Source organism: Clostridium sp. 1001283B150225_161107_B6 (assembly GCF_015556325.1).
In the GTDB taxonomy this organism is placed as follows: domain Bacteria; phylum Bacillota; class Clostridia; order Lachnospirales; family Lachnospiraceae; genus Enterocloster.
This window is the reverse complement of the sequence record NZ_JADNMD010000002.1, coordinates 1-13,220: the sequence shown is the minus strand read 5'-3', so window position 1 is coordinate 13,220 and position 13,220 is coordinate 1. Positions and strand designations below refer to the sequence as shown.

At 42.0% G+C, this 13,220-nt stretch carries 12 protein-coding genes; 4 read left to right on the top strand and 8 right to left on the bottom strand.

What is annotated here, in order from left to right; genetic code table 11:
* Nucleotides 1-18: 18 nt before the first annotated feature.
* The 4 genes from I2H39_RS05245 to I2H39_RS05230 form a co-directional block, all read right to left on the bottom strand.
* Nucleotides 19-963 carry a transketolase C-terminal domain-containing protein gene (locus I2H39_RS05245; protein ID WP_195626003.1) on the bottom strand — a complete coding sequence of 315 codons (945 nt, stop codon included), beginning with the start codon at nucleotides 961-963 and terminating at the stop codon, nucleotides 19-21.
* Complete coding sequence (locus I2H39_RS05240) at nucleotides 942-1,799, bottom strand: transketolase (protein ID WP_195626002.1); 858 nt, start codon at nucleotides 1,797-1,799, stop codon at nucleotides 942-944. Before I2H39_RS05240 ends, I2H39_RS05245 begins: the two co-directional genes overlap by 22 nt.
* A gap of 255 nt (nucleotides 1,800-2,054) precedes the next feature.
* The gene (locus tag I2H39_RS05235) at nucleotides 2,055-2,708 is read right to left on the bottom strand and encodes a GntR family transcriptional regulator (RefSeq protein ID WP_195626001.1); all 654 of its coding nucleotides are present in this window, start codon (nucleotides 2,706-2,708) and stop codon (nucleotides 2,055-2,057) included.
* A gap of 146 nt (nucleotides 2,709-2,854) precedes the next feature.
* The gene (locus I2H39_RS05230; protein WP_195626000.1) at nucleotides 2,855-3,739 is read right to left on the bottom strand and encodes an AraC family transcriptional regulator; all 885 of its coding nucleotides are present in this window, start codon (nucleotides 3,737-3,739) and stop codon (nucleotides 2,855-2,857) included.
* A gap of 116 nt (nucleotides 3,740-3,855) precedes the next feature.
* On the opposite strand from I2H39_RS05230, the gene I2H39_RS05225 reads away from it, so the two are divergent.
* Nucleotides 3,856-5,802: a PTS sugar transporter subunit IIA gene (locus I2H39_RS05225; protein ID WP_195625999.1), complete on the top strand. Its 1,947-nt coding sequence runs from the start codon at nucleotides 3,856-3,858 to the stop codon at nucleotides 5,800-5,802.
* A 5-nt stretch (nucleotides 5,803-5,807) separates the two neighbouring features.
* Here I2H39_RS05225 and I2H39_RS05220 read toward each other — a convergent pair whose 3' ends face one another.
* From I2H39_RS05220 to I2H39_RS05205, 4 genes are all read right to left on the bottom strand, one after another.
* Nucleotides 5,808-7,739, bottom strand: coding sequence for a BglG family transcription antiterminator (locus I2H39_RS05220; protein WP_195625998.1), 1,932 nt, complete (start codon nucleotides 7,737-7,739; stop codon nucleotides 5,808-5,810).
* Nucleotides 7,740-7,866: 127 nt separating this feature from the next.
* Nucleotides 7,867-8,751, bottom strand: a complete 885-nt coding sequence (locus I2H39_RS05215; protein ID WP_195625997.1) for a class II fructose-bisphosphate aldolase — start codon at nucleotides 8,749-8,751, stop codon at nucleotides 7,867-7,869.
* A 20-nt stretch (nucleotides 8,752-8,771) separates the two neighbouring features.
* Entirely contained in the window at nucleotides 8,772-9,827 is a 1,056-nt protein-coding gene (locus I2H39_RS05210) for a PTS fructose transporter subunit IIC (protein ID WP_195625996.1), read from the bottom strand.
* Nucleotides 9,824-10,147, bottom strand: coding sequence for a fructose PTS transporter subunit IIB (locus tag I2H39_RS05205; protein WP_195625995.1), 324 nt, complete (start codon nucleotides 10,145-10,147; stop codon nucleotides 9,824-9,826). Before I2H39_RS05205 ends, I2H39_RS05210 begins: the two co-directional genes overlap by 4 nt.
* 373 nt (nucleotides 10,148-10,520) lie before the next feature.
* Between I2H39_RS05205 and I2H39_RS05200 the strand changes: the two genes are divergently transcribed.
* The 3 genes from I2H39_RS05200 (at nucleotide 10,521) to I2H39_RS05190 (ending at nucleotide 13,019) form a co-directional block, all read left to right on the top strand.
* Nucleotides 10,521-11,306 carry an N-acyl homoserine lactonase family protein gene (locus I2H39_RS05200; protein WP_195625994.1) on the top strand — a complete coding sequence of 262 codons (786 nt, stop codon included), beginning with the start codon at nucleotides 10,521-10,523 and terminating at the stop codon, nucleotides 11,304-11,306.
* Nucleotides 11,307-11,318: 12 nt separating this feature from the next.
* Nucleotides 11,319-11,771 carry a PTS sugar transporter subunit IIA gene (locus I2H39_RS05195; protein WP_195625993.1) on the top strand — a complete coding sequence of 151 codons (453 nt, stop codon included), beginning with the start codon at nucleotides 11,319-11,321 and terminating at the stop codon, nucleotides 11,769-11,771.
* 69 nt (nucleotides 11,772-11,840) lie between these two features.
* Nucleotides 11,841-13,019, top strand: coding sequence for an iron-containing alcohol dehydrogenase (locus tag I2H39_RS05190; protein WP_195625992.1), 1,179 nt, complete (start codon nucleotides 11,841-11,843; stop codon nucleotides 13,017-13,019).
* Nucleotides 13,020-13,220: the final 201 nt, after the last annotated feature.

Here is a 13,220-nt window from a genome sequence, read left to right as displayed (position 1 = left end):
TATTATCTTTAAAAGTAGTCATTTTCGTAACAACACCTTTTCTGCCATACTTACAATACCATCGGCATCCATTCCATACTTCTCAATCAAATAATCCACCTTACCCACTTCACTAAAGGAATCTTTCATTCCTATATATTCAAGAGGTACAGGATATTCGGCTGCCAGTATTTCGGCTATTGCGCTCCCCAATCCGCCGATGATATTATGATTTTCACAAGTAACTGCACAACCTGTTTTTTTCACAGATTGAACAACCGTGTCCTTATCAACAGGTTTGATTGTATGTACATTAATCACTTCCGCGGATACCCCTTTTTGTTCTAGTATCTGGGATGCAAGCATTGCTTCCCTCACCTCTATACCGCTGGCAAATAAGGTTACATCCTTCCCCTCTTTCATGACATCCGCTTTGAACAGATTAAATTCATAGCTGCTATCAGAAAAAAACGTAGACTTTGGGACTTTTCTGAACAATCTGATATAAACAGGCCCTTCATAAGCTTTAATCTGCGGCATTGCCTTGAACAACTGATCCCCGTCCACCGGTTCATATATCACGATTCCTGGAATAGAACGAAGTACACCTACATCTTCAAGTGTCATATGGGTTCCCCCATTAAATGCAGCTGATAATCCCGGGTCCGTACCTATTATTTTTACGTTCTGCCCTGCATACACAATGGATATCGTAATCTGGTCGCAAATTCTTCTGGTGGCAAATGGACAGAAGGTGAAAATATAGGGCAAGAATCCATAACTTGCCAGACCTGCGCCAATGGAGGCCATATTGGATTCTGCCACCCCCACATCAAATGTACGGTCCGGATACTTTGTGTACAGGTTTAAAGTTCCGTTGGCTCTTGCCAAATCTGCATCCAGCAAAACAGTTCTCTGATCAGTCTTTAATTCCTGCTCTAACCACTGTGCAAGCACTGTCCTCATCTCTGTGTCTTCATACATGGTTCATCCCCCTCCTTTAGCTCTTCTAAAGCCGACCGCCTCTCTTCCGGAGATATTGTCACGTTATGGTTATTCTTCCATTTAGCTTCCAGAAAAGATACTCCTTTTCCCTTTAATGTATGGAGTATAATCATGGAGGGCTTTTCTTTTGATTCCTTTGCTTTCGTGATGGCTTCGTCAATTGCCTCTACATCATGCCCATCCACACTTTGAACATAAAAGCCAAAGGCTCTCCATTTGTCGGTCAAGGGCTCCAGTCCACTGACTTCCTCTACGGGACCATCCAGCTGCATTTTGTTGTAATCTGTAAAAACAATCAGGTGATTTAACTTTCTGTGAGATGCAAACTGTGCCGCTTCCCAAATCTGGCCTTCGTTGGTTTCCCCATCCCCAATAATTGCATAGATGTAAGCACCGTCTCTCTTCAGTCTCGAGCCCAGCGCAATACCGGCAGCACATGAAAGCCCCTGTCCCAGCGAGCCTGCCGTCATATCCACCCCTGGTGTCCGCATCATATCCACATGACTTGGAAGTGATGTTCCCGGCTTATTTAATGTCTTCAGCATTTCAATTGGAAAGTATCCTTTATCTGCCAAAACCGCATATAATGCAGGTCCCGAGTGCGCCTTAGAAAGAACCAACCGGTCTCTCCCTTCCTGATGCGGTTTTTCAGGATTCAGTCGGTTCATATGTCTGTAATACAGTACCACCAGTACTTCCACAATTGACATACTTCCACCTGCATGACCAACCCCCAGTTCCCCTATTTCATCAATAGTAAGATAACGGATTCGCTTACATATGCGATTGAGATTTTTTTTCTCTTCGTCTTTCATTCATCCCCCTCATTTCTTTTACTGTGCTCTTGGTTTTATTTTGGTATTTATCTGGCTCTTCTTATGTACTTTATATTAGCACTATTGGTATACCATGTAAATACCCATATTTGTTTTTTCTGTTTTTACCAGTTTTTTAACTTTTTTTTAGCAATTATGCACAATTAAATTCATATGAATGACATTAAAGCAAAAAAACAGGCAGTACAAGGTTTATAATTCCTTACACTGCCTGAAACGAGTTTTTATTTGCTACTATAGTAAATAATATTTATCAATATGGTATTGTTTTACAGACGCAATATGACAACACATAACTGCTTCTGCTTCATCTGCCATTCCTTCCCGTATCGCCTTAATCAATTTCCTGTGTTCTGCTATAGCAATATCCCTGATGACAGGGTCATCCTGAACAGAAATAGCCATTCGTGCCACCTGGTCGTATATGGACGATATCATCGCTGCCAAACGTTTATTTTTTGAAGACTCGGCAATATAGTTATGCATCAGCATATCTATATGCATGAATTCTCCATGGGCCTCATTCTCATAAGCTTTCTCCTGGTCATTCAGATATTCTGTAAGCCTGTTCACCACTGCCTCTGTCCTTCGCTGAACACAAAGTCTGGTGGCAAGACATTCCAGACTTTCCCTCAATTCAAATATCTCTATGACATCCTCAAAATGAAGTTCTGCTACGTATACGCCTTTTCCTTCCTTTATCTCTACCATTCCCTCATTACTGAGCTTGCGCAGAGCCTCGCGGATTGGTGTCCTGCTCACATTTAATTCGCTGCTTAAAGTCCGTTCAACCAAAGGCATACCCGCAGGCAATTCATTATTCATAATCATCTGTTTTATACGGTCATATGCTGTCTGCTTTTTTAAACCAGTTTCATCTCTTCCCATATTTCCTTCACCCTCCTGCTATCATATATAATACCACAGGTATACCATATGTTCAAGTTTTTATGTTTGAGAGGGAACTAAAACGTCAATATCTGTATCAATTGACTCAATTTACAGATAGCAATATATCTCTATTCTATTTATGATTATTTACGAAGATATTCCGATGGGCTGCAATCCATAACATTACGGAATGCCTGGGCAAAACGGCTTGAACTTCCAAATCCCACCATGGAAGCCACCTGAGTCACTGAATATCTATCTTCCCGCAGGAGCCGGATTCCCTGTGCCACGCGGTAATCACAGATGTATCTGCTGATTGTTTTGCCTGTCAGCTGTTTGAATAAACGGCAACAGCTTTCTCTGGTAAGATAGATGAGTTCGGCCAGCTCTTTTAGGGATATGACCTTGTTATAATGCAAATGAATATAATCCAGCAATACCTTGAGCCTTCGAAGGTCCATCCGGTTAAAAGGCTGTCCACTTTTTATAATATCTTCCTGAGATGAAATGATTTCATAGAACGCCTCACATAAGAGACCTTTTATTTTCAATTGAAATCCAAAGGGACGGTCCTTATTATAGCAGTCCACTTCATATAACGCCTCCAGAACCCGGGCCTGCCATGGAACACATTCCTTTAAAGGAACTCCTGCCAGCTCCTTTATCCGCATAAAAGGACGAAGGCAGAGACTATCCACATCACTGCCCGGATTTCCGTAAATCAATTCCGGATGGACTACAATCGTAAGCAGTTTGACCCGGCTGTCTCTTTTTGGTGCAATCATATGGGGAATCCCTGTGTTAATAATCATTCCATTACCTTCCGATAATTCGTGAGGTATTCCATTAATCTGATATATGGCGGTTCCCTGACACACTACTGAAAACTCTAAATCGTCATGCCAGTGGCAAATGATATACTTTTCCTGAAAGGTATTCAAATCGTCATGATTTACTAACAAAGGAAAATGTGCTGTTCCATGTTCACACAGTTCCTTTAAATCATTATCAACCTCAATAATACGCACCCAAAGCGCCCCCCATGCTCATAATATAAAAAGCTACCAATCTCTGCATTTTCATTATAATCGTTTACTCCAATACTAGCAAGTGCACACATACTCAGATGAAAGGATAAATACTTATGCTTCTGCAAAGGGAAAAACAGATACTGCAAATACTTTACGAAAAGAAGTCCCGCTTTACCAGCACTGAGTTGGCTGCCGTCCTTCACTCCAGCAGTCGTACTATCAAACTGGATATCAAACATCTGAAGAGCGAGTTAAAGGATACCGGATGTCTGCTTCATACAAAAACAGGTCAGGGGATATGGCTCACCTGTACTGAAAAAGGATATACATTTCTGGAGCACCTTTTGTTCCGCTGTACTCTCAGTCCCTCCAGCGACCCGTCAGTCAGAAAATACCATATTGCCCTTCGTCTACTGGAATCAGACACATATATTTCCATGGATTCCATAGCCAACTCCCTGTATATCAGCAGAGGAACCGCTGCAAATGATATGAATGAGCTTATCCCGTTTTTCGAAAAATATGGCCTGTCAATCGAACGAAAAGCTAAATTGGGGACTTGCATAAAAGGTAAGGAATCAAACCGGCGTTTTGTCTGGTCATATCTGCTGTTAAAACTGCTTCCTGGGGATGAAACTGGTTATATCCAAACGCTCCAGGACTTCTTTCCCAGTATTTCCATAAATTCTATTCAGTGTATATTAAAAGATTGCGGAAAACAATTTGGATTGACTCTGGCGGATACCTCCTATCGTGAATGTCTTACGCTGATTCCAATCATGATAAAACGCATCCAACAAGGCAGCTTCTGTGAATATCCGAAAGAAAATCCCCATGGATTTACCTCTAAATTGGACAGCCACATCTGCCGCTATCTGGTGTTGCGTCTGAAAGACACCTTTTTCATAACAATACCAGAGAATGAAGCATATTATCTGTATACACTTTTAGAAAGTGCCAAGACCTTCCATTTTATGGACCTGCATAAAGAATGCACAATAAAATCCACGCTTCCCCCTGATATAAAACATACATGGGATTGTATACTAAACGAAGCATGCATAGTATTCAACCAAAACCGTTTTGAGGATGAGACGCTTAAGTACGCAATGTATACACATCTTTATTCCATGGAAAAGCGACTGCACCATCAGATTCCGTTTCACAATCCCATAAGGCGTATGGTGAAGGAGAATTTGTCCTATGAACTTGAAATGGCAACATTTATTGCTCATCTTGCTGAAAAAAAGTTCCATATTATTTTAGGTGAAGATGAAACATGCGACATCGCTGTATATTTGGCAGCATTCAGAGAAAATATGCGCAAACAGAAAACGCACAACTGCCTGATTGTCTGCGGAAGCGGAATGGGGACTTCATGCTTTTTAACAGCTCGTCTGAATCGGATTTTTCCTGACTTGAAGATAAAAGAGGTTTTGCCCTTATCGCGGGCCCTGACAGAATTGGGACCGCATATACATGATACAGTTATAACCACCGTTCCATTCTTTTTAGAAGGTTTGGATATTATACAGGTATCCCCTGTACTGACTGATTCCGATATACGTTTGATTGGAAGACACCTATATACCAATATAAAAGAACATTCTGCCTGCGACACCCCCTATTCCGATATAACTTGTCTGATGGATGAGAAAATATCTATCTTTCATTGCGACTGCTGTACAAAAGAGGAAGTAATACGTTTTCTTGGAAGTAGAATGATTTCTGCCGGATATGCAACTGAAGGTTTTATTGAATGCGTACTTAAACGAGAAGCAATTGCACCAACCTCGATTGGAGGATTATTTGCAATTCCACATCCATTTGACGGATATGTAAGGAAAACAGGAATTGGCCTCATGACTTTGAAAAAACCTATTGTCTGGGGTGAGGAAACAGTACAAATCATCCTCATGCTGTCAGCCAATCTCTTGGCCCAGGAAAAATTCCATCAGATTTTCTCCTGTCTGGCGGAACTTATGGAAGATTCCAGGACAGTAAGTCATATTCTGGCCGCCAATCATCTAAATGACATACATCACATCTGCACCTTATGAAATCGCTATAGCCTCAAGCCAGCAAATTGTTCGGCCTCTATCAACTGGCGGATAATCGCAGGATTCTTGATTATATCCGCCAGTTCATCAAAAATATCTCTGAACATATCCCTGCATCCAGCGTCTACTGCCAGCATCAATACAATCTGTACCCTTTCCTCTCCCCATATAATGGGCTTGCGAAGAGTCATTAATCCCACTCCCGGCTTTATCACATGACCTTCAAATGCATGGGGTATGGCAATTGTTCCTCCAATTGATGTAGGCGCCAGCTTTTCCCGTTTCAGAACAGACTCAATAAAACCACTATCCACATATCTTTCCTGTTTCATTCTTTGTCCCAATAGCCCGATAACCTCCTCCGCTGTCCTGCAATCACATTTTAAAATGGTAATTCTATCATTCAGCATCGCCGACAGTTTGGGATAGCAATGTTTACCTGATACTATATTTTCACGCTTGGCAGGATATAAGGCGTTGCGCAGCACATCTATATCCCTGTCACTCAAAACCGGTGATACCTGGATTACGTCAATGCCGTCCAAAGTCAGCGGAACCGTAGAAATCACACAATCAAGTGTTTCCTGTTTCAATCCTTCCCTTATCCTGGATATCGGAAGTACTCTTCGGATTGTAACATCTGGAAATATACGTTTAAATCTGGCCTCAAAAAACAGAGATGTCCCCATTCCTGTACCGCAAGCTATGACTACTGTGGGCGCGACGGAGGAGTTAGATACCTTTCTGCGTTCGAAGCTTGCTCCCAAATATAAAGCAATATCACATATCTCATCATCACCCAGACTGTTTCCGAACTGTTCCGTAATCAGTCCTGCAATATATGTAGCTATTTCAAACTCATAGGCAAGCTCATCCTTTACCATTTGCTTCATTGGATTATCCAAATGTATCTTATAATCCAAACGGTTGAACATTCCTTCGAGATGCGTATATAAAGTGTTTCTGAGAAGCTGGTCCCCTAATATATCCTCATGATAGAGTTCTTCCGCAGCCTTCATTATTCCATCCAGTCTCCGGCTATCCTGTTCTTCAAAGACAAAAATACTGTTTTCCGCGTATCGATTCTGCAGTTTTGCTCCCAAAAGATTCATAGTAAGGTATGCTTGTTCCCGTTCATCCATTGTCACACAAAACACCTGTTCCAATTTTCTGGCCAGATATCCAGCTATAGTCCACTGTATTTTTCTTTTATATCCATCCAACTCAACCTCTGTCGGACTACAAAAATTGCCTTGTTGTATTCGCTCAATGGTAATTGCAAGATTGACCACCATCTCCGCATAAGATAAATCCGCAAACGTAAAGCCATAATCATCTTCCATCTCATGAAGAATGCTGCTTATTATCTGCACATTCGACCTTGCAAAAAAGGGTTCGAGTTTTTCCAACAGACTGTTTCCCTGAAGCATGACTAATCTTCTTATGACAGCACATTGAGTAATACGAATCCGACTCTCCTTTCCAGAGACACGCACCCCATATTTTGCCTTTTTCTCAATTAGAAGTCCATGTTTTTCTACAAAAGGTATTATTTCGTTAATATCATTAACAACTGTACCTTTGCTTACATAAAGAGTATCAGCAATGGATTCCATAGAAAGATAAGATGGCGCCTGAAGCAGCTTTAAAAGCACATGATACTTTCTGTTTTCTGGAATATCCGAATTAATTTGTCCTAAATCATTAAACAGGTTTCTGATAAAAGTGTTTCCTCCATCGGTATAAGTAAGCCACACCCCTTTTCCTGTCTGGCAGATTAACTCACATCCTGAATCTTTCAGTTCTTCTTTTATGTTTTTTATATCCTTTTTGATTGTTTTGGCGCTGACATGCAGCAAATCTGCCAGCTGGGCCGTTGTGTAAACCCTGCTGTCATTTGCCAGCAGTTCCAAAAGCTTTTTTTCTCTTGGAAACATGTACTCCCTCTTTTCCCAATTTGAAGACAAAGCGGAGAAACCGTTTATCGGTCCACTCCGCTTTCCAATCTATTATGTTCTCTCCCCTGTAAACTCCCCTGAATATGTTTTCCCTTGTGCCGGAAAATCAATCCAATTCAGGCCCTGCACTTGTTTCAAATGTATACTGTCCACTGGAGCCAATCAAACGCATATAAGATTTGATATATTCTTTCATGGCATTCTGTACAGCTATATTCACATCCATATAATCTATGTCAGGATTCCTTCCAATTGCATCCACCATAGACTGTCTCCCATACTTAAACAGGTCCGTGCAGACATTAATCTTATTTATTCCGCAAGCCACGGCCTTTCGTATGTTTTCTTCTCCGGCTCCTGACCCACCATGAAGTACCAATGGCATCTCGAGTGTCTTTTTAAGAAGCTTCAGCCGGTCAAAGTCCAGCTTTGGTACAAAACCTCTGGGATAACTCCCATGTGCTGTACCGATTGCCACAGCCAGGCAGTCACAGCCTGTACGCTCCACGAACTCTTTAGCCTGTTCCGGATTCGTATATAAATCCAGCTTTGTATTATCTGCCTCAATGGCTTGTCCCACATGTCCAAGCTCTGCCTCACAGGACATTCCCATGCTATGTGCCAATGACACAATAAGACTGGTTCTTCTCACATTTTCCTCGAATTTATAACTGGAAGAGTCTATCATCACACTGGAAAAACCACATCTTATTGCATAAAGAATATCCTCATAGTTGCCTCCATGGTCCAGATTAAATGCTACGGGCACATCCACAGTCTCCGCCAGGCTGCGGACCATAGGCACCATGATTTCTCCATGGGCATGGGCCTTCATCTGCCTGGGAGAAACATTAATAATAACTGCAGAGCACTCCTCTTTTGCCGCCTGCACAATCGCCTTCGCCTGTTCCATATTGGTACAGTTGATGGCCATCACCGCATACCCGTTCCTGTGGGCGTGAAGAAGCATTTCTTTCATTGATACATACATATTTTACCTCCATTCAGCATTTAATCATCATCTACCATATTCAAATCAACCGGACGTTTTAGGAATGCATATATAACTCCGGTAATCAGTGAACCTATTCCCAAGCACATTAAAAATACCAGTGGTTTATTCATCATAGGCACCACGAACATACCCCCATGTACAGCTGGGGATTCCACGCCCAAAAGCATTGCCAGACCTCCTCCAATGGCAGAACCAGGGATTGTGGAACACCATACACGAATGGGGTCATTCAAAGCAAATGGAATAGCGCCTTCTGTGATATAGCAAAAACTCAAAGGCACTGCAACCTTGGCATTCTCAATATCACCTCTGGAAAATTTCTTTTTCTGTAGAAATACAGCAATGGCCATTCCCAGTGGAGGAGCCATTCCGGCCGCCATCTTAACGGCTGTTGGCCCAAATACACCATCTGCATTCAGTGCATTGGCAAAGGACGCCGCAGTTTTGGTGAGAGGCCCTCCAAAATCAATTCCCCAGCAGGTTCCCATTACCGCACCAAGGAAAAATTTAGAACCACCCTGCAGGGATGCCAGCCAGTTTTGGAAAGCTGTCATTAATACTGCAATGGGATGACCGATTACGAACTGAAATATAGCGCCGGTGACTAACGTACTGAACACAGGGATGACCAGAATAGGCATAATGCCATTAGCCCAGTTTGGAACCTTCCATTTTTTCATCCATAAACATATGTAACCTACCAGGAAACCGCCTATGAGCCCTCCTACAAAACCCGCATTAATCTGATTCGCAAGATAGCCAATGGCAAGTCCTGGCCCCATTGCTGGCCGGTCTCCAATGGATTGGGCGATTGCCATTGTAAGAATGGGTACTGTAAAGAAGGATGCACATACACCAATCTGGTTAATCAGATAAGCAAATGTTCCTGCCTGATTGGCAACATCGTAACCACCAATTGCTTTCGCAATGGCCTGGATAATACCCCCCGCAACTACCACCGGTATCATATAAGAAGTGCCAGTCAAAAAGGAGGCTTTTATTCTCTCACCTCTCGTAATCTTCTTTCCGCCTTTTCTTTGGATTGTATTCATTTTTCCATATCCTCCAATGCCTCAAGTAATTCATCTACCAGACCAATTCCGTTCTTGACTGCCTCCTGGACTCTGCATTCCAAAACCGGTATGCCTCCTTCAAATCTCTCTGGATTCTTTATTTTGACATCGCTGGCTATAATAACTCCATCCGCTTTCCTGATATCATCCGCAGTAATTACATTCTCCGGCCCTTCAGCTCCCTGAGTCTCTACCTTTATGTCAATCCCTCTTTTCTTTGCAGCCTTCTTCAAATTTGCCGCAGCCATATACGTATGTGCAATACCAACCGGACAACTTGTAATTGCTAAAATATACATAACTTCACTCTCCCCTGTTAATTTGATTTTGTTTGATTTACAGTTCCTCGCGAGTTCTATGCTGTGATTATACGTACAAAAGAACAGATAGACAATTCAATTAACTTCCCTTATATAGTGACATTTTTTGAATATAACAGCCGGTATCCGAGTTCTTCCACACGGATATATCTATAATTTCCTTAATATTTATACTTTAAAGCCTTTTTAACCTCATCAACCACTGATTCGGGTTTCTCACACGTTTTTATAACATTTAATTTCACTATCCTGGGGAATATTATTGACTTTTCATATCCTGGTATCTTGTTATAATCAGAGCTAACATCAAGGCGTATATAACATCCACGCCATAACAAAAAGGAGGAACACCATGAAGGGGCTTCAATTTAAGATGCTCTATCTTGGACATATCTTATGCCGGAAAGATTATCTTGTCCGCACAGATAATAAGGAGGAACTGATACATTCCCCTATGCTTGCTGTCCTGATTCAACATCCTGTTCTTGGCAATATCCTATATGATACAGGTAATTACGAATCAGGGGACAAAATCTATTCACCTCATGCAAGAGCAGTCTATCCTGTGCCGGAGGTCATAACAATCAAAGAAAAGCTGGCTGAGAACGGTTTGACCGTTAATGATATCGACCACATCATTATATCTCATCTTCACATGGACCACACAGGAGGTCTGCCTTATTTTGATGGTACAAAGGCAGGAAGAAACGGTATTATAGTCAATGAAGACGATGCCAGAGAAGCATTCTATATTGTAAATACCATGACAGATACCGGAGCATATACTATGGATACAATCTGCGGCCATTACGGAAACATCTACCGCCCAGTAAACGGAACCATTAAACTAGCCGATGATTTAATTCTGTTCACTCAGCGCTGTCACACGCCAGGGGTCCTTGGTATGATTGTAAAAACAGAGCATCACGGGAATTTTCTTTTTACATCAGATGCAATTTATACCAGAGAATCCTTTGAGAAGGAGCTTCCGCCAGGGGGAACCATTAATAAAACAGAGGATGAATTTTACAGTGAACTGGAACTTATCAAAAAAATGCAGGAAGAATATGATGCGACACTCATCTTCGGACACGACCCGGACCAGTTCCGCCTATATGAAAAAGATTTCACAGACTAAAGGAGGTCTAAAATGGATTTAACTGCAATGATTGACGAACATTTGGTGAAATTTAATTTTGACGCTAAATCAAAAAACGATGTGATACATGCCACGGCAAAGCTTATGTATGAATCCGGAAAAATCAATAATACGGAAAATTATATCCATGCCGTATTAGAACGCGAAAAAGAATGTGCAACAGGAATTGGAATGGGAATTGCCATCCCCCATTGCAAAGATGATTCAGTAAACCAGGCCGGTTTTGCCCTCATCAAGCTGGCCCGTAAAATTGAATGGGAATCTCTTGATGGGGAACCGGTAGACTATGTCATCATGCTCGCAGCTCCAAATACCGCGGACAATGTTCACCTTAAAATGCTGTCTACTCTGGCTGCCAGACTGATGGATGATGATTTCAGGGATGCCTTAAAGGCCGCTGGTACTATAGAAGATATAAAAGCTGCATTTCGTTCAGTAGCATAGCACCTAAAATCGCAGCATCCCATTTGGCAGTATTGATAAAAACGGAAAATACAAGGGAGGTATTATAACATGATTAATTTCGAATTTCATACACCAACTAAAGTCATTTTTGGAAAAGATGCCGAAAAACAAGTTGGGCAGGAAATCAAATCCAGGGGATATAAGAAGGTGCTGATTCATTACGGTGGAACATACCTGCAAGAGAACGGAACTCTGGACCGGGTACATAAAAGTCTGACCGACAGCGGTCTTTCTTTTGTAGATTTAGATGGGGTTGTCCCCAATCCAAGGATGGCATTAGCAAAACAAGGTGTGGAACTGTGCCGAAAGGAAGGGGTAGACTTCATTCTTCCCATTGGTGGCGGAAGCCCCATCGACTCAGCCAAGGCCATTGCATACGGCCTTGCCAACAACTTTGATTTAGAAGACCTGTATATGGGTCGCGTCTCAACTGACAAAATTGCCCCTATTGGCTGTATCTCTACCATAGCTGCCACTGGTTCGGAAACCAGTAACTCCTCTGTTATCACAATCGAAAGCGGATGGTTGAAGCGGGCTTACAATCATGACTGTGCCCGTCCTTTATTCGCCATCATGAATCCGGAACTGACTTATACCCTTCCAGCCTATCAGACAGCCAGCGGAGGGGCCGATATCATGATGCATACCATGGAACGGTACTTTACCACGACTCCCAATGTCGATTTGATTGACCGTATGGCCGAGGGTCTGATGGTCGCAGTAAAAGAAGCTACAATAAAAGCAGTGCGGTTCCCCCATGATTATGAAGCCAGGGCAACACTTATGTGGGGTGGAAGTTTATCACATAATGGACTTACCGGTACCGGGCGAACCGCTGACTTCGCCTCCCATAAAATTGAACATGAAATGGGCGGAATGTTTGATGTAACCCACGGCGCTGGTCTCTGTGCAATTTGGGGAAGCTGGGCACGATATGTATATAAAACTGACGTTGTACGCTTTGCACAGTTTGCTACCCGCGTATTCTCTGTCCCTATGGATTATCACAATCCGGAGGAAACCGCGCTGAAAGGGATTGAAGCATGGGAAGACTGGTGCCATAAAATTGGAATGCCTGTCACCATGAAAGAGCTGGGTATTTTCCCAACAAAAGAGCAGATAAATGAGATGGCAGAAAAATGTGTGGCTTCCGGCAATGGGAATGTTGGATTTTTCAAGACACTTTATAAAGATGATGTGGTGAAAATATATCAGATGGCTATTTAATATGTAAAAGATTACGTAAATACAATCTATATTGATATAGTATATCAGCCTGGAAAGATAGTATAAATACACTTTCCAGGCATTACAGAGTGTATGAAAATTTTTCTGTAAATAGGTATTAGCAAAAGGTCTTCTATGATAAAATAAAAAATCATAGGAGGCCTTTTATTATGGCAAGAGAAAAGAAACCGGTACACCAGG